The organism is Parapedomonas caeni, assembly GCF_041060555.1.
Taxonomy (GTDB): Bacteria; Pseudomonadota; Alphaproteobacteria; order Sphingomonadales; family Sphingomonadaceae; genus CAUJIW01.
In genome coordinates this window covers 54878-71797 of the sequence record NZ_JBEUDS010000019.1, presented here as the reverse complement: position 1 = coordinate 71797, position 16920 = coordinate 54878, and the positions used below count along the sequence as shown (strand labels likewise).

Annotated in this window: 12 protein-coding genes and 1 pseudogene; 3 read left to right on the top strand and 10 right to left on the bottom strand. The window is 64.5% G+C overall.

The window, feature by feature from the left end; all coding sequences use genetic code 11:
• Window positions 1–140: 140 nt before the first annotated feature.
• Together ABU113_RS12840 and ABU113_RS12835 are read left to right on the top strand one after the other, a co-directional pair.
• Window positions 141–254 (top strand): annotated as a pseudogene (locus ABU113_RS12840) (LysR family transcriptional regulator); the annotation flags it as partial.
• Between the two features lie 33 nt (window positions 255–287).
• Window positions 288–1043 (top strand): substrate binding domain-containing protein, encoded by a 756-nt coding sequence (locus ABU113_RS12835; RefSeq protein WP_454559892.1) that lies wholly within the window; start codon window positions 288–290, stop codon window positions 1041–1043.
• Between the two features lie 13 nt (window positions 1044–1056).
• On the opposite strand, the gene ABU113_RS12830 is transcribed toward ABU113_RS12835, so the two are convergent.
• The 7 genes from ABU113_RS12830 to ABU113_RS12800 all read right to left on the bottom strand — a co-directional run bounded on the left by ABU113_RS12830 (window position 1057) and on the right by ABU113_RS12800 (window position 10540).
• Window positions 1057–2685 (bottom strand): alkaline phosphatase D family protein, encoded by a 1629-nt coding sequence (locus tag ABU113_RS12830; protein ID WP_454559891.1) that lies wholly within the window; start codon window positions 2683–2685, stop codon window positions 1057–1059.
• Window positions 2686–2737: 52 nt separating this feature from the next.
• Window positions 2738–4060, bottom strand: a complete 1323-nt coding sequence (locus ABU113_RS12825; protein ID WP_454559890.1) for a glycerate kinase type-2 family protein — start codon at window positions 4058–4060, stop codon at window positions 2738–2740.
• A gap of 19 nt (window positions 4061–4079) precedes the next feature.
• Window positions 4080–5678, bottom strand: a complete 1599-nt coding sequence (locus ABU113_RS12820; protein WP_454559896.1) for an L-lactate permease — start codon at window positions 5676–5678, stop codon at window positions 4080–4082.
• 275 nt (window positions 5679–5953) lie between these two features.
• Window positions 5954–6484 (bottom strand): VOC family protein, encoded by a 531-nt coding sequence (locus ABU113_RS12815; protein ID WP_454559889.1) that lies wholly within the window; start codon window positions 6482–6484, stop codon window positions 5954–5956.
• Window positions 6485–6501: 17 nt separating this feature from the next.
• On the bottom strand, window positions 6502–6924 hold the full coding sequence (locus ABU113_RS12810) for a nuclear transport factor 2 family protein (protein WP_454559888.1): 423 nt from the start codon (window positions 6922–6924) through the stop codon (window positions 6502–6504).
• Between the two features lie 38 nt (window positions 6925–6962).
• Window positions 6963–8273 carry an aromatic ring-hydroxylating oxygenase subunit alpha gene (locus tag ABU113_RS12805; protein WP_454559887.1) on the bottom strand — a complete coding sequence of 437 codons (1311 nt, stop codon included), beginning with the start codon at window positions 8271–8273 and terminating at the stop codon, window positions 6963–6965.
• Window positions 8274–8341: 68 nt separating this feature from the next.
• Window positions 8342–10540, bottom strand: coding sequence for a TonB-dependent receptor (locus ABU113_RS12800; protein ID WP_454559886.1), 2199 nt, complete (start codon window positions 10538–10540; stop codon window positions 8342–8344).
• Between the two features lie 264 nt (window positions 10541–10804).
• On the opposite strand from ABU113_RS12800, the gene ABU113_RS12795 reads away from it, so the two are divergent.
• Window positions 10805–11497 (top strand): TetR/AcrR family transcriptional regulator, encoded by a 693-nt coding sequence (locus ABU113_RS12795; protein ID WP_454559885.1) that lies wholly within the window; start codon window positions 10805–10807, stop codon window positions 11495–11497.
• 75 nt (window positions 11498–11572) lie between these two features.
• Here ABU113_RS12795 and ABU113_RS12790 read toward each other — a convergent pair whose 3' ends face one another.
• From ABU113_RS12790 to ABU113_RS12780, 3 genes are all read right to left on the bottom strand, one after another.
• Window positions 11573–13771 (bottom strand): 3-hydroxyacyl-CoA dehydrogenase NAD-binding domain-containing protein, encoded by a 2199-nt coding sequence (locus ABU113_RS12790; RefSeq protein ID WP_454559884.1) that lies wholly within the window; start codon window positions 13769–13771, stop codon window positions 11573–11575.
• A gap of 73 nt (window positions 13772–13844) precedes the next feature.
• Window positions 13845–15056 carry an acetyl-CoA C-acetyltransferase gene (locus tag ABU113_RS12785; RefSeq protein ID WP_454559883.1) on the bottom strand — a complete coding sequence of 404 codons (1212 nt, stop codon included), beginning with the start codon at window positions 15054–15056 and terminating at the stop codon, window positions 13845–13847.
• Window positions 15057–15098: 42 nt separating this feature from the next.
• A complete protein-coding gene (locus tag ABU113_RS12780) occupies window positions 15099–16892 on the bottom strand; it encodes an acyl-CoA dehydrogenase C-terminal domain-containing protein (protein ID WP_454559882.1) in 1794 nt (597 codons plus the stop codon).
• Between the last annotated feature and the right edge of the window lie 28 nt (window positions 16893–16920).

The window sequence follows — 16920 nt, the reverse complement described above, 5'->3', positions numbered from 1 at the left end:
AAGGCATGGCCGAACTCAACCAACCCATGATCGAGGAGGAAAATCAGCCCCTACACATCACCGCCAAAGCCGCCTGACGATGGCCCACGGCCACAGCCGAAATTACACCACCTTGACGGACGCGACCCGAAAATCTCACCAAGGCCGGCCGGGCTCTCGGCCTCCCGAAATCGACCGTCAGTCGTCGCCTGAGCCGGCTGGAAGAACAACTGGGCGCGCAACTGATCCGGCGCAGCACCCACAGCGTCACACTGACAGAACAGGGAACCCTCTTCTACAACTACAGCTTGCGATGCATCGGTGTCCTGCGTGACGGAGAACGTGCGCTACGTCAGCAGCACAGCCATCCCCAGGGCCTGCTGCGCATCGCGGTGCCGCACGACCTCGACCGCAGCCTGCTCGGCCCGCTGCTGGCGGCCTATCTGGAGCTCTATCCCGATGTCCGGCTGTCATGCGTCGTCACCAGCGAGCAGGTCGATCTTCTGCGTGGCGGCTTTGACCTTGCCATCGTCGCGGGCTCCCTCCCCCTTGCCCAGTCTTCGCTCACGGCTACCAAACTGGGAGAAGCGACCTATCGCCTTTATGTGGCACCAGGGTATCTTGAACGCCACGGCATGCCGCAAAGTCACGTCGATCTGCCGCGGTTCGACCTGCTGGCGACGGGCACGAACGATGCGCGGCACAAATGGAGTCTATCAAGCCATGCCGGCGAGTTCGACGTCGAGTTCACGCCGCGACTGACCTGCAATGACCTTCTGCTGCTGCGTGAAGCGGTGGTGGCGGGGCTGGGCATCGCCGCGTTGCCAACCTTCCTTGCGAGTCATGCCGCCGACAGCGGCCAGCTGGTCGCGCTGCTGCCGCAGTGGCAACTGGCGCCGCACAGTTTCTTCGCGGTTTTCCCGCGCCACGAAGTGATCCCGGCGCATGTACGCGCACTGATTGATTTTCTTGTCGACAGGCTGCGACCCGCCTTTGCCGCCGCCGCGCGACGGCCAACGCCGCAACGCCGTGCCCCTGCCACCCCCGTGGTGGGAGCAGATTGATGCCCGGTCGAGGTCAGGCAAGCCGTCGGGCGTTGTACGGCGCCTGCATGATATGACGTCCTGTTACCGTCAGGGAGCGCTCCTGACGCGAAGGCAAGAAAAGCCATTCATTGTTGACATGGTCGCGGGTCAACTCGGTCATCATGTAGCCACGACGACTGGTATCGCACCACCTGAGCGCGGGGCTGGCAGCAATGAACGCATTGGCGATAACATCGGGGCGTCCGCTGAAGCGTTTGTCGAGCCCCAGCGAGGACACCGCATGAACGCACAGATCAATGCCCACCGGGCCACCATCAAGTTCGAGATCGAAGGCCCAGGCGTTATGGCTGTCCCCACTGAGTGTCACGAGGTTGGCCCGTGCCGCACGCGCCGCGCGCAGCATCCGTTCGAGCTCCGCCGGATAGCCGCTCCAGCTCTGAAGGCTCATCGGCATGCCCAGATCAGCCAGCCTGACGGCAAGATCCAGTTGCTGACGCGCTTTTTCCGGCAGCAGGGTCTCCGGCGTGAACCACGCATCCGTCACCCTTGGCAAGCGACGGGGGCCGACGACGACCTGCTGGGCGAGAACCTGCCAACGCACGCCGGCCGCCGTGGATTCAGCTAGGCCATCTGCCAGCCACTGCATCTGCTCGGGCCCCAGCAACGTTCGTGACGGATCAGCGAGGGGCCCGTCGATAAACGCCGCGACCGCCGCCGGCAGATCACGCGCCATCGCCAGTGCCGGCTCGGGATTCAGGGGCTGAGTCCGGCCGATCAATCGCGTCTCCAGGCGGAACAGCGTCGCCAGATCGCCAATCCGGTAACGGCTGTAGGGACGCGGTCGCATCGGCAGCCATTCGTAAAATGCCCTGATGCCGGCGGCCCTGCGCGCCGGCCACGGCCCTTCCTCGGCCGGATCGTGGTTCTTGGCGCCATCCGTCCAGCTGTCGTTGGCGGTCTCGTGGTCATCCCACATCACCACGAAGGGGTAGCGGCGATGCAGTTCCTGCAGATCGGCGTCGGCGCGATAGCTGGCGTAGCGAAGTCGGTAGTCAGCCAGAGTCACCGCCTCATGACGCGGCTGGACATTTCGCCCGGCCGCCAGCGCCGGCAGCGCGTCGGCCCGGTTGACCGGCGATTCATAGATGTAGTCACCCAGATGAACGATGAGGTCGAGATCGTCGCGGGCGGCGGCATGGCCGTAGGCGGTGAACCAGCCGGAGGTGATGTTGGAGCAGGTCATCACCGCGATGCGGAAGCGGTCGAGCGGGCCTTGCGGCAGCGTGCGCGTGCGCCCCGTCGGCGACACCTGGCCGTCGGGGGCGATGAAGCGGTAGAAGTACCAGGCGCCGGGTTCCAGCCCGGTCGGCCGGGCGTGGGCGCAGAAATCGTTGCCGAGACTCGCCACTGTCTCGCCACGGCTGACGATATCGGCGAACCGCTCGTCGCGCGCCACTTCGACCGCCAGGCGGCTCTCGCTCGCGCCGGGCCGCACATAGCGCGTCCACAGCGTCACCGACTGCTGATCGGGGTCTCCGCTCGCCACGCTGTGGGTGAAGCCGGTCAGCGGCCAGGCCTGCAGCGACCGGCCGCACAGCAGCACACCGGTGCCGAAAGCCGCCGCCTGCAGCAGGGTACGACGATTGAACGCCACGGACATGGTCACTCCTTTGCCGGCAATGGCCGAACGCCGCCGTCCGTCGGCGGTGCCGTCAGCCCGCGATGTCCGGGCGCGCCTCGATGAGAATCGCCCGGAAGTCATTAACGTTGGTGCGTGTCGGTCCGGTGACGACGAGGTCGCCGAGCTGCTCGAAAAAGCGATAGCTCTCGTTGCGCTGCAAGGCGGCATGGGGGTCGAGGCCCAGCGCCGCCGCCCGCGCCAGGGTGTCCGGCCCGATAATGGCGCCGGCACTGTTCTCGGTGCCGTCAATGCCATCGGTGTCGCAGGCGATGGCATGGATGCCCGGCGCGCCATCGAGCACGATCGCCAGCCCCAGCAGATATTCCAGATTGCGTCCGCCGCAGCCGTCGGGATTGGTGACACGAACGGTTGCCTCGCCGCCCGACTGGATGACATGGGCCTGCCCGTCGGCGGCCAGCCGCAGCGCCAGCCCGGCATGACCGGCGCCCAGATAACGCGCTTCCGCCTGCAATCGATCGCCAAGATCGGTAACCTTGTAGCCCAGCGACTCCGCCAGCCGCGCGCTGGCGGCCAGGGCGTCGCGCGCGCAGGCGACGATGTGGGTCTCGCCGCCCGCGATGCCGAGGGAATCGGCTTCCGGCGTTTCATTGCCGGCGTCTTCAAGCGCCGCGCGCACGCTCATCGGCACGACCACGCCATAGCGATCCAGCACCTGCCGGGCATCGGCCAGCGTGGTGTGATCCGCCACCGTCGGCCCGCTGGCGACAAAGGACGGATCGTCCCCCGGCACGTCGGAGATCACCAGCGTCACCACTTTCGCCGGTGCCGCCGCGACCGCAAGACGCCCCCCCTTGACTCGCGAGAGGTGCTTACGCACGCAGTTTATTTCCGAAATCGTCGCACCGGAGCGAAGTAAACTCTGGGTGAGCAGCTGTTTGTCCGCTAGCGTTACTCCGGGTGCCGGCATCGCCATCAGCGCCGATCCGCCGCCGGATACCAGCATCAGCAGGCGATCTTTCGGCCCCAGAGCACGGGCCATGGCGAGCGCCTCGCTGGCGGCTGCGATACTTTCAGCGTCCGGCACCGGATGCCCGGCCTCCATCATCCGGATGCCGGAAGGCAGTCGCCCGTCACTGACCCCATGACCGGCGCGGGTGATGACGAGACCGTTCAATCGGCCAGGAAGCCGTTCGGCCGCGACGGCGGCCATTTCCGCCGCTCCCTTGCCCAGTGCGATCACCAGCGTCCGCTCATAGCCGCCCATGCGTTGCAGGAAGGGCGGCAGCACTTCCCGCGCGGAAATGGCGGTAAGCGCTTCCTCGAACAGGGCAAGCAGCGTCTGGCGCGGCGACGGCGGCGCGCTGGTCAGTTGGTGTCGGGTGGGCTTGCGCATCACGGCTGATCGTTTCGGGCTAAAGGGAAGCTTGCAGCGACACCAGCAAGGCCACCAGCGTCACCAGCGCGACTGAATGAAAGAAAACATACCGCAGAATATCACTTTCGCGCCCCACCAGCCCAGTGGCGGTCGAGGCGACAACAATACTCTGGGCATCGATCATCTTGCCCATCACACCCCCGCTGCTGTTGGCCGCAGCCATCAGGACCGGATCAAGGCCAAGCCGTTCCGCCGTCGAGCGCTGCAAGCCGCCAAAAAGCACGTTCGAGGCGGTATCCGATCCGGTGACGGAAACCCCCAGCCAGCCAATGAACGTCCCGAAGAACGGGTAAAAGGCGCCCGTGGTCGCCAGAGCGAAGCCCATTGTACTGTCCGCCCCGGAATAGCGGCTGACGTACCCAAGCGCGAACATGATGGCGATCGTCGCCAACGGCAGGGCACACCGGCGCAGGGTCTGGCCGTAGGTGTGCAGCATCACCAATGGCGATGCGCCCATGACCACTCCCGCCAGAAGTGCAGCCAGCAGGATTCCCGTACCGGTCGCCGACAGCAGATTGAGCGAGAACACGGCAACCTTCGGGTGAGGCGTCAACACCACCGGCGGCACCCGCACCACCGCTCCATCGAGCCCCGGCACCGCCACGGTGAGCTTCCAGATGGCGTCGAGAGTTGCCCTGACCTGCGGCGTACCCCACAGCAGGACCATGCCGACCAGCACCAGCCACGGCGTCCACGTACTCAGGTCGGGACGGCGCATGGCGCCCGGCACATCAGCCACCGTGGCCCCCGGCGTGTCGTCGACGGTCGCATCCCTGGGCCTCCAGACACGCAGAAAGGCAACAAGCGCCAGGATCGAGCATAAGGCGCTGCCGATATCGACCAGCCACGGACCATGGTAGGTCGCGATCAGATACTGCGGCACCGCGAACGTCACGGCGGCCACCGCGACCGGCGGCCAGACCGCCAGCATACCTCGCCATCCGGAAAACGCCGTCACCAGCCAGAACGGTATCAGCAAGGAAAAGAACGGCAATTGCCGACCAACCATGGCACTGAGATCTTCCACCGGCAAACCGGTTACCGCTGACAATGCGATGATCGGCGTGCCCAGCGAGCCAAAGGCAACGGGCGCGGTGTTAGCGATCAGCGACAGGCGCGAGGCCGCCAGCGGCTCGAAACCCAGGCCGATCAGCATCGCGGCGGTGATGGCGACCGGCGCGCCAAAACCGGCGCATCCTTCGAAGAAGGCACCGAAGCAGAACGCGATCAGCAGCAGCTGCAATCGGCGATCGTCGGTTATGGTCGCAATCTGAACCTGGGTACGCTGAAAGTACCCCTGCCGCAGCGTCAACTGATACAGGAACAGCACATTGAGGACCAGCCAACCGATGGGCAACAATCCATAGGCCGCGCCAAAGGCGGCGGCCCGGCTTGCCAGCCCTGCGGGCATGCCGAACACCAGTATTGCGACGCCGATTGTCGCCGCCAGCGCCAGCAGTGCCGATACATGAACCCTCAGGCGCAAAACGGCAATCGATACCAGCAGGATGACAACGGGCGCCGCCGCCACGGCTGCGGACAGCCAGACGTTGGCGAGCGGATCATAGTCTTGCATCCAGGTCACGACGGGCACCCGGTTAGTCACTGTGGCACAAATGAAAACTCGCCAGACTCATAAGGCCTGCGGTGACGGCGTCCAGCAATCAGACCGGCCGCCAGTGCAACATAATGTTGCCAGTCACGGCACATGATTGTCGTCATTTCGCAACAAATGCATCCCGGCCACCGCGCCCGGCGTAGAAAAAGCCCCCGACCCTGGGGAAGGATCGGGGGCAAGCGACCGTCACGTCAGCATCACGCTGCTGTCACACGGCCTTGGGATGTGTGGGCTCAACTGAAGGCGGGGCGTAACGGATCGTGGCCGTCCCAGGCAACGGCTGCGGCGGCGATGCGTGCGAAGAAGTCTTGCTGCACCGGGCTGTGTTCGATCAGCTCGACCAGGCAGCCGAGGCTGGCGCGGGTATCAAGGTAGCAGAAGCGCTTGCCGGCAAAGGCGCCGCTCTGCGCCACCGGCTGGCCGGCGGCGGCGAAACCGGCGAGGTCGGCGTCGTAGTCGTGGCAGTAATAGGCGATGTGGTGAAAGCCGGTGCCGCCGGCCGGCGCCATGTCGCGATACACCGACGGCGCGTCATTGTGCTGCTGGATCAGCTCGATCTGCACCTCCCCGGCCTGGGCCAGCGCGATCGAGGCGATGGCATCGGTGGGTTGCCCCCGGTAGAGCAGCCCCGGAATTTCCAGACGCGGCACCAGGAAAAACGGCCCGATGCCGGTCGTTCTCACCCAGCGATCGACCGCGGCGTCGATGTCCGCGACGATCCACGAGTTCTGCATGACCTTGCGGTTGCGTGTGCCTGCCGTCATGGCGCCCTCCCCGGCCGTCAATCGGTGACGATGCTTTCAAGACCGTGCAGCGGCGTGAACCGCTTGCTGGCGTAATACCAACGGCCATCGCGCTTGACATATTCATCATCGTAGCGGCCGATCACCACGCCGGTCGCGCCCTTGATGTTCTGCACCGTCTCGGTCGTCCACATCCGCCCCGTCGCCCGGTCGCCGTCGATGGCGAGCGCGCCGGTGTAGCTGGCGAAATTGTGGAACGGATAATTGGCGATCTGCTCGGCCCAATAGTCGGCGATCACCTGGCGGCCCTGCACCGGCTCACCCCAGGGCAGGTGCCAGATGCCATCGTCGGCCCAGGTGGCGGCGAAATCCGCCTTGTCGCGACGGCACACCGCGTCGCCATAGGCCCAGTTGAGTTCGTAAATCGCAATGCGGTCTTCCAGCGGACCTGAGAAATTCATGGCAGTCTCCAGCAGATGAGCAAGGTTGGTGGTGGCAGTCAGGCCCGCCCCTCAATGTGGTCGTTGAGGATTTCATGAAAGCGCTGCACGCGCTTCTCCTGGTCGGCGAGATAGCCGCCCTCGAAGCCGCGCGAATGCAGCCCCAGCTGCTGGCTGACCGCGACGCTCAGGTCCTGGTCGGCCACCGCGCCCAGCGTACGGTCGCCATGGCGGCAGACGATCCGCGCCGCCTTCTCGAACGGCACCGTACCGGTGGGGCCGTCGACGCTGTCGCGCCCGACAATCGGGTGCGCCATGTACCAGTGGTCGAAAATGCATTTCTCCGGGTCGGTCGGGTGCGGCTCGGAGCGCAGCACCTGGAAGCCGTCCGGCGCCATCGTGAAGGTCACGTTGGGAAACAGCGTGTAGTGATAATAGTCGGTCAACTGGCTGTCGCTGAGGTCACTGTAGTGACGATACCCTTTCAGCGGGGCCAGCGCGCGACGTTGCTTCTGCAGCGCCAGACGTGCCGCCGACGGGCGCCCGGCGAACTCCGCCGGGTCCAGCTCCCAGAACCGCAGAATATCGTCCAGCGGCGCCTGCACGACGTCGGACAGCAGACGTCCGGTCGGGCAGCCTCCCTTCATCACCATGCGATTGTGCCCGTTGGGGTACATTTCAAAGACGGTGTCGGCGTGATCGTCGTCGATGTGTGTGGCGATCTCCGGATGCAGTGTCGGGATGTGGTAGGCTTCGTTGAAATTGTCGCGAATGATCTTCCAGTTGCAGTCGACCTCGGCCGTCAGGGCGACGACGCGGGTCATCTTCTCCATACCATAGGGTGCCAGCTGATCGACGACAAAGCCCAGCCAGTCCCGCAGCGACCGCGCATTCTTGTCCATATTGAACCAGATGAACCCGCCCCAGGTCTCGCACGGAATTTCATTCAGCCGGAGCTTGCCGCAAGGGTTTCCCTGCGGGAAATCCGACACGTCCTGTACCGCCTCCAGCGTGCCGTCGATGCCCCAGTGCCAGCCGTGATAGGAACAGGTCAGGCCGTTGCCGACACCGAATTCGCCGAGGGCGAGCCGGTTGCCGCGATGCTTGCAGGCATTGAAGAAGGCCTTCACCGATCCATCATGCTGGCGGATCATGACGACGGATTCCTTCATCAGGTGGTGGACGACATAGTCGCCCGGTTCTTCAAGGTCCGCCGCCATGCCGCCGATGTGCCAGACCCGCGTCCACACCCGTTCCCACTCGGCGCGCATCCATGCTTGCGAATAATAGCGATCACCCGTGATCGGATCGCCACGTACGGGCGGGTCCAGGTCGGCCGGAGTCTGGCCCATGAAGGTTGCGGCGCGCATCTGTTATCTCCCTCTCGCATGAACGCGGGCGGGACCGTTGGCATGGCCCCGCCCGTCGCCTGACCCCATCAGAATTTGAAGCCGAACTCGACCGCGACCTCGCGCGGCGCCGTGTTCGACGCGAAGTTCATCACGCCCGGCGCGAAGAAGCCGGAAGCGACGCGTCGTTCATCGGTCAGGTTCTTGCCCCACAGCGCCACCGACCAGCGGTCGTCGTCACTGGTGTACTTGATACTGGCGTTGATCAGACTGATCGGCGCGATGATGCCGACCGTGCCGTTGCGGGTGTCGGTGTCGCGCCGGGAAGTGCGATTCCACTGCGCGTTCAGCGCCAGGCTGCCGGGGTTGACGTCGATGGTGTAGGTTGCGCCCACCGAGCCTTGCCACTTGGGTGCATTGCGCAAATTCAGGTGCGACCCGTCTTCCTGACCATTGGCCGGATTGGCGTCGAGATCGAGGAAGAAATTGCTGTACTGGGCGTCGAGATAGGACAGTGAGCCATTCAGGGTGAGTCCCTCGACCGGCACCACCACCACTTCAAACTCGGCGCCCTTGATTTTCGAAGATGCCGCATTCAGCACACGCGTTTGAGCCTGGTTGTCCTCATAGAACAGCTGGTCCACCTGCATGTCACTGTACTTGTTATAGAACAGCGCCACGTTCACGCGCACCCGCTTATCCATCCAGTCGGATTTCAGGCCCACTTCGTAGGCGTCCACATGCTCGGGATCATAGGGTCCGATTTCGTCGGGCGCTGTCGACACGCGGCCGTTGAAGCCGCCGGAGTGGGAGCCGCGCGAATAGCTGGCATAGAGCAGCATGTCGTCGGTCGCCTTGTAATCGGCACCCAGCTTCCAGCCCCAGTGTGTCCAGCTCTTGTCGCGTCGCACATCAAGCCCTGGAATGTCGGGACCACCGAGATTGATGCCGGTGGTGACATGCATGTCCTTCTTCTGCCAGGTGTAGCGCACCCCGGCCTGGAAGCGCAGGCGATCGGTGGCGTTCCAGTATCCCTGGGTGAAGCCCGCCAGCGATTCATCGTCCTGATCGTTTGTCAGCAGGGTGATGAGGCCCGGCACAAAGGCATCCACATAACTGGTCGAGTCCAGCTTGTAATTCTTGGCCATATAGTAGGCGCCGACCATCAGCTCGGTCGTCTCGGTTGGCGCCATGGTCGCGCGCAGTTCCTGGCTGGCCTGCCAGTTCCGGGTGATGCGGCGGGTATGGTAGAGCTGCGCGGGCGAGCCGTCCTGGTCGGTCCACTCGTCGAGCTTGAACTCGCGGTAATTGGAGATGGAGACGATATCGGCCGCGCCAGCGTCGAGGTTCATCGTCAGTGTGGCGCCGTAGATGTTGAAGTCGGAGAAGTTATAGGTCTGGCTGGTGGTGACGTAGTGCGTCTTGCTGCCCAGCGGCAATGACACATCGACATTGTAGAGTGCCATCGAGGAGTCCGAGTAATTGACCACCGGCGGCGAATCATTGCGGCCACGGCCATATTCCAGCGCCAGCGTCGCGTTGAAGTTGGACTTGTTGTCGTACTTCAGGTAGCCGCGGCCGGTGGTGACATTCTGCCCGCCCGTCCGCTTGCCGCTCTCATACTCGCGGTAGAAGCCATCGAACTGCTTGTGCATCACCGAGATCTTGCCGGCCAGATTGTCGTTGAGGGGAATGTTCACGGCGGCCATGGCGTCGAAACGACCAAAATTGCCCACCGTGACCCTGCCCTCGCCGCCAAATTCACCGGTCGGCTGTTTGGTGATGACGTTGATGACACCGCCAATGGTGTTGGCGCCGAACAAGGTGCCCTGGGGGCCACGCAGAATCTCGATGCGTTCGACGTCGAACAGATCAAGCAGGGCCGTGGTGTTGGAACCCTGATAGACGCCATCGACCACCACGCCCACCGCGGGGTCGATGAAACCATCCGCCTCCTGGACACCGATGCCACGGATGCTGACGGCTGCGGTCATCGATACGTTGACGACATTGGTGACCACCAGGCTCGGCACGCTGCCCGAGATCGCCTTGAGGTCGGCGGCATAGGTGCGCTCCAGGGCCGCGCCGCTGAAGGCCGACACGGCCACCGGCACGTCCTGCAAATTCTCCGCGCGCTTTTGCGCCGTGACGACAATATCCTCAATGCCAACCGGCCCGGATTGCGCGGCGGCTTCCGCCGCATCATTGGCCCGCGCCGCCGCCGGCGGCAACAGCGTTGCAGCGGCCAGCCCGGACAGCAACGTCGCCTTCAACCCTCTGTAATTCATAAACTTTCCTCCCTGCGTCATTGTTGCGACAGGCCAGGGAGACTGGTGCGAGCAACCACAGCCAACCCTCCCCCGGCACTTTTTATCGGCCCCTCTGTCGGAAACCATCAATTGTGCCGGTTTTACCAGTTTGCTATAGCGGGGCCATCCTCATACTTTGATGAGTGCCTGTCGGCGCGATGAGTTTGACGCCGGCGCAACGCAGATTGACCGACCCGTATTCGCAAGGTGACAATGCCGCCGACCAAAACTCTCGCCGAGCCCGTGACGACCACCGATGCCCGCGACGTGGCGGCCGATGCCATGCTTTCCGGCATCCAACCGGCGGCGATCGCCAACTTGTCCGCGAGCTGGCAAAAGCGCAAAAGCGCCGAGATGCAGCTGATGTTGCTGGAAGCGGCGATCAACTGCCTGACCGCGCATGGCTATGCCGGGCTGTCGACACAGCTGGTGGCGCAAACCGCCAAGGTCTCGCGCGGCACCATGGCGCATCACTTTCCCAGCAAGATGGCGCTGGTGGCGGGTGTGGTGGACTACACCTTCTACCGGCGTATGGAGCGTTTTCTCGACGACTTCCGCAAGAGCCGCACGTTGGGCAGCGCGGCGGTGGCGGAAGCCACCGACATGTACTGGAAAAGTGTGCAGACGCGAGAGTATGCCGCGTACCTAGAACTGGCGGTGGCCGCACGCACCGCCCCCGAGCTCAACGAATACTTCCAGGCCGCTGCCGCCCGTTATGATCGCTTGTGGTCGGAGGAAATGGTCAAATCCTTCCCGCAATGGAAGGATCGCTGGGATGAGTTGCAGCTGGCGTCCGACTTCGCCATGGCCGCGCACATGGGGCTTCTGATGAGCAAGGGTCCGCTGGGCGACGGCGCGCGACTTGATCAGGTCCGCAAACTGATTTCGCACGTCATCCGGCTGCTGCACAGCGGCGCGATCAAATATCCTTTGTAGACACGCCGCCGCTCACCACGACGAAAGAGGCCCGCGGCAGTGCCACGGGCCTCTTGTCCCGATATCCTTCGGGGATCAGGCGGCCTTCTTCGCCGCCCGGCTGTAGAAGGTCTCGCCAGCGGCCGCCATGTCACGCAGCAGCTTGGGCGGTGCAAAACGCTCGCCGTACTTCTGCGCCAGCGCGTCCAGCTCGCGCACCACATTGGCGATGCCCAGCGTATCCATGTGGCTGAGCGGCCCGCCGGTGAACGGCGCGAAGCCCCAGCCGAAGATGGCGCCCAGGTCGCCGTCTTCCGGCGTGACCAGCACACCTTCCTCATAGCAGCGCGCGCACTCGACGAGCTGACGGAAAATCAGCCGCTTCTTGACCTCGGCCGGTGTCGGCTGCTCATCGTCGGGCAACCGCCCGAATTCCTCGGCGATGCCCGGCCACAGGAACTTGCGGCCACCGTCGGCGGGGTATTCGTAAAAGCCCTTGGCGGTCTTGCGGCCAAAGCGACCCAGTTCGTACATCCGGTCGACCACCTTGTCGCCCGGCGTCGGCTTGTAAGCGTCGCCGAGGTCCGCCGCGGTCTGCTTCTTCACCTTGTACGACAGGTCGATCGACACCTCGTCGCCCACCGCCAGCGGCCCCACCGGCATGCCGGCCTGGCGACCGCAATTGTCGATGAGCGCCGGGTTGATGCCCTCGCCGGCCATGATGTAGCCCTCGGTGACATAGGTGCCGAAGCAGCGCGAGGTGTAGAAGCCGCGACTGTCGTTGACGACGATCGGCGTCTTCTTGATCTGCGCCACATAGTCGAGCGCCTTGGCGAGCGCGGCGTCACCGGTCTTCTTGCCCATGATGATCTCGACCAGCGGCATCTTGTCGACCGGCGAGAAGAAGTGGATGCCGATGAAATTCTCCGGCTTGTCCCACGCCTCGGCGAGCCCGGTGATCGGCAGCGTCGAGGTGTTGGAGCCGAAGATGGTGTCGGCGCCCAGCACCGCCTGGGTCTTCTTGGTGACATCCGCCTTCAGGCCACGGTCCTCGAACACCGCCTCGATGACCAGGTCGCAGCCGGCGAGGTCCTCATACTTGTCGGTGGTCTTGATCAGCGCCAGCATGGCCTCGGCCTTGTCCTGGCTCAGGCTGCCGCGCTTCACGGCCTTCTCAACCAGCTTGCGCGAATAGTCCTTGCCCTTTTCCGCCGCCGCGAGATCGCGGTCGAGCAGCACCACCTCGATGCCGGCCTTGGCCGACACATAGGCGATGCCCGCGCCCATCATGCCGGCGCCCAGCATGGCGAGCTTCCTGGTCGGGCTTTTCTCGACACCCTTGGGACGACGGGCGCCCTTCTCGGCAGCCTGCTTGGAGACGAACAGCGAACGCACCATGTTCATCGCCTGCGGATCGAGCGCCAGCTTGGTGAAATACTTGCTCTCGATTCTCAGCGCCTTGTCCATCGGCAGCGGCGTGCCTTCGAACACCGCCGACATGATGGCGCGCGGGGCGTTGTAGTTGCCCAGCGTCTCCTTGGTGATCATGCCGTTGCCACCAATGAAGGTCTGCGCGAAATTGGGGTTCATGCCGCCCACGCCACCGGGGAACCGGAAGCCCTTGACGTCCCACGGCTGCACGGCCTTCGGGTTCGCCTTCACCCACGCCTTGGCACGCGCCACCAGCTCGTCCGCCGGCGCCACCTCATGAACCACGTTCATGCCCTTGGCTTCCGCCGGGCTCATCGACTTGCCCTGCACCAGATACATCAGCGCCGCCTGCACGCCCGCCAGACGCGGCAGCCGCTGGGTGCCGCCGGCCCCCGGCAGCAGGCCGACCAGTACTTCCGGCAGACCCAGCTGCAGCTTCGGATTGTCGGCGACCACCCGGTAGTGACATGCCAGGCACAGCTCCAGGCCGCCCCCCATCGCCAGACCATTGATCGCCGCCGCGAACGGCTTGCCGCAGGTCTCCAGGCGACGGAAAATGCGGTTGAGGGTGGAAACGGCCTCGAACATCGCCGCCGCCCGCGATCTGCCGCCGCCACCGCCGGCACCCGCGCCACCGAAGGCCCCGCTCATGCCCTTCAGGTCGGCGCCGGCGACGAAGCCGGTGGCCTTGCCGGAGGTGATGACGGCACCCTTGATCGCCTCGTCAGCGGCAATCTTCTCGATCAGCGCGGTGAGATCACGCTGAAACTCCGGCGTGATGACGTTCATCGTCACCCCCGGCACGTCGATGGTCAGCAGCGCGATGCCGTCGGCATCGAGGTCGAACTTGATCGTCTCGGTCATGAAAAAACTCCCCGGAATAATCGGCCGTGTGCCGCGCCACCCGACTAAGGGCGACGGCGCCCCGGCCCCATCATCAAATGCGTTCGATCACCGTGGCGGTGCCCATGCCGGCGCCGACGCACAGATTGATCAGGGCGGTTCCCTTGCCGGTGCGCTCCAGTTCGTCGAGCACCGTGCCGAGAATCATGCCGCCGGTGGCACCCAGCGGATGACCCATGGCGATGGCGCCGCCACAGACGTTGATCTTGTCGTGGGGAATGTCGAGCGCCTGCATGTAGCGCAGCACCACACTGGCGAACGCCTCATTGAGTTCGTAGAGGTCGATGTCGGAAACGCTCATGCCCAGCCGCTTCAGCAGCTTCTGGCTGACCAGCGCCGGACCGGTGAGCATGATGGCCGGTTCGGAGCCGATCGAGGCCATGCCCTTGATGCGGGCACGCGGCTTCAGGCCGTATTTCTCGCCGATTGCCTTGTTGCCCACCAGCACGGCGGACGCCCCGTCGACAATGCCGCTGGAGTTGCCGGCGTGGTGGACGTGGTTGATACGCTCCACTTCCGGATAGCGCAGCAGCGCCACATGGTCGAAGCCGGGCATGGTCTCGCCGATGTCGGTGAACGATGCCTTGAGGCTGGCCAGCGACTGCATGTCGGTGTCCGGGCGCATGTGCTCGTCACGGTCCAGCACCACCTCACCGATGACATCCTTCACCGGAATGATCGACTTGGCAAAGCGGTTCTCCGCCCACGAACGGGCGGCACGCTTCTGGCTCTCCACCGCATAGGCGTCCACGTCGTCGCGGCTGAAGCCGTATTTGGTGGCGATCAGGTCGGCGCCGACGCCCTGGGGCACGAAGTAGGTCTTGAAGGCGACTGCCGGGTCCATCGGCCAGGCACCGCCGTCGGAACCCATCGGGATACGGCTCATCGATTCGACGCCACCGCCGATGGCGAATTCCGCCTCACCGGCGATCACCTTGGCCGCCGCCATGTTGACCGCCTCAAGGCCGGAGGCACAGAAACGGTTGATCTGCACACCCGCCGTGGTCTCGGCATAGTCGGCATTGAGCACGGCCACGCGGGCAATGTCGGAGCCCTGCTCGCCCACCGGCGCCACGCAACCCAGCACCACGTCGTCGACATCGGCGGTATCGATGTTGTTGCGGTCACGCACCGCCTGGAGCACCTGCGTTGCCAGCTGGATCGGGGTGATCTCGTGCAGCGACCCGTCAGGGCGGCCCTTGCCGCGCGGCGTGCGCACGGCGTCGTAGATATATGCCTCAGCCATGTCGTCTCTCCCTCGTTTGAATAAGGCTATGGATACTCAGGTTCAAAACACGTCGGCGGCCAGCGCCATGATGGTCTCGGCGCCAGCCTCGATCTTGCGCCGCAGCGATGCCGTCTCCGGCAGATGGCGGGCGGCAAAGTGGCGGGCGGTAATCAGCTTTGCTTCATGGAAACCGACATCGGACGCACCGGCGGCCAGCGCATCCAGGCTCGCGCGGGCCATCTGCGCCCACATGTGGCCGACTGCCACCAGACCCAGCAGATGCATGTAGGGGTAGGCCGCCGCGCCGGCATTGTTGGGGTTGGCCAGTCCATTCTGCATCAGCCACATGGTCGCCGCCTGCAACTGGCCGACCGCCTTCTCCAGCGGCTCGACGATGGGCGCCATCTTCTCGTCGGTCTTCTGCTCGGCGCAATAGGCCGAAACGATCTCAAGGAAGGTGCGCAGCGCCCGGCCACCGTTCTGGGCCAGCTTGCGGCCAACCAGATCCATCGCCTGCACGCCATTGGTGCCTTCATAGATCATGGCGATGCGGGCATCGCGCACGAACTGGTCCATGCCGTGCTCACGGATGTAGCCGTGGCCGCCGAAGCACTGCTGCGCCAGCGTCGCGCCCTCGTAACCCTTGTCGGTGAGGACGCCCTTGATGACCGGGGTGAGCAGCGACACCAGGTCGTTGGCGCGCTCGCGCTCCTCCTCGCTTGCCGCCTTGTGGGTGAGGTCGACCATCAGCGCGCCCCACAGGATAAGCGCGCGGCCGCCCTCGTTCCAGGCGCGCATGTCCATCAGCATCCGCCGCACGTCGGGATGAACGATGATCGGGTCGGCCTTGGCGGAGGGGTCGGCTGGACCGGTCAGCGCCCGGCCCTGGAGTCGCTCCCGGGCATATTTGACGGCGTTCTGATAGGCGATCTCACCCTGCGACAGGCCTTGCAGGCCAACACCCAGACGCGCCGCGTTCATCATGATGAACATGGCGGCCAGGCCCTTTTCGGCTTCGCCGATCAGATAGCCGGTGGCGCCGTCATAGTTCAGCACGCAGGTGGCGTTGCCGTGAATGCCCATCTTCTTCTCGATCGCGCCGCAGGTCACGCCGTTGCGCGCGCCCAGCGTGCCATCGTCGTTGACAAGAAACTTCGGCACGATGAACAGCGAGATGCCCTTCACGTTGTCGGGCGCGCCGGTGCGCTTGGCCAGCACCAGGTGGATGATGTTCTCCGCCAGATCATGCTCGCCGGCGGAGATGAAGATCTTGGTGCCAGTGATCCTGTAGCTGCCGTCCGGCTGTTCTTCCGCCTTGGTGCGCAGCAGGCCAAGGTCGGTGCCGCAATGCGGTTCGGTGAGATTCATGGTGCCGGTCCAGGTACCGGCGATCATGTTCGGGAGATACTTGCGCTTCTGCGCGTCCGACCCCACCACCTGGATGGCGGCGATGGCGCCATGGGTGAGGCCGGGATACATGGCGAACGCCATATTGGCGGAAATCATGTATTCCTCGAACGCGGTGGCGATGACATGGGGCATCCCCTGACCGCCATACTCGGTCGGCGCCGACAAGGTACCCCAGCCGCCCTCGACGAACTGGGCATAAGCGTCCCTGAACCCCGGCGGCGTCGTCACCGAACCATCATCGGCCCGCTTGCAGCCATGCTCGTCGCCCACCTGGTTCAACGGGTGCAGCACCTCCTGCACGAATGCCCCGCCCTGCTCCAGAATGGCCCCCACCATGTCCGGCGTGGCCTCGGTGAAGCCCGGCAGGTTGGCATAGCGATCCAGATGCAGCACGTCGTTGAGAACAAACAGCGTATCCCGCACAGGCGCTGTGTAGACAGGCATGTATTCCTCCTCTGTACGAGGGCGCACC

What these genes read in the sequence shown, in the direction of transcription:
- ABU113_RS12805 (WP_454559887.1), bottom strand. Translation starts at nt 8,273, where the DNA reads ATGCGCGCCGCAACCTTCATGGGCCAGACTCCGGCCGACCTGGACCCG.
- ABU113_RS12825 (WP_454559890.1), bottom strand. Translation starts at nt 4,060, where the DNA reads ATGCGCAAGCCCACCCGACACCAACTGACCAGCGCGCCGCCGTCGCCG.
- ABU113_RS12820 (WP_454559896.1), bottom strand. Translation starts at nt 5,678, where the DNA reads ATGCAAGACTATGATCCGCTCGCCAACGTCTGGCTGTCCGCAGCCGTG.
- ABU113_RS12815 (WP_454559889.1), bottom strand. Translation starts at nt 6,484, where the DNA reads ATGACGGCAGGCACACGCAACCGCAAGGTCATGCAGAACTCGTGGATC.
- ABU113_RS12785 (WP_454559883.1), bottom strand. Translation starts at nt 15,056, where the DNA reads ATGGCTGAGGCATATATCTACGACGCCGTGCGCACGCCGCGCGGCAAG.
- ABU113_RS12800 (WP_454559886.1), bottom strand. Translation starts at nt 10,540, where the DNA reads ATGAATTACAGAGGGTTGAAGGCGACGTTGCTGTCCGGGCTGGCCGCT.
- ABU113_RS12790 (WP_454559884.1), bottom strand. Translation starts at nt 13,771, where the DNA reads ATGACCGAGACGATCAAGTTCGACCTCGATGCCGACGGCATCGCGCTG.
- ABU113_RS12780 (WP_454559882.1), bottom strand. Translation starts at nt 16,892, where the DNA reads ATGCCTGTCTACACAGCGCCTGTGCGGGATACGCTGTTTGTTCTCAAC.
- ABU113_RS12810 (WP_454559888.1), bottom strand. Translation starts at nt 6,924, where the DNA reads ATGAATTTCTCAGGTCCGCTGGAAGACCGCATTGCGATTTACGAACTC.
- ABU113_RS12830 (WP_454559891.1), bottom strand. Translation starts at nt 2,685, where the DNA reads ATGTCCGTGGCGTTCAATCGTCGTACCCTGCTGCAGGCGGCGGCTTTC.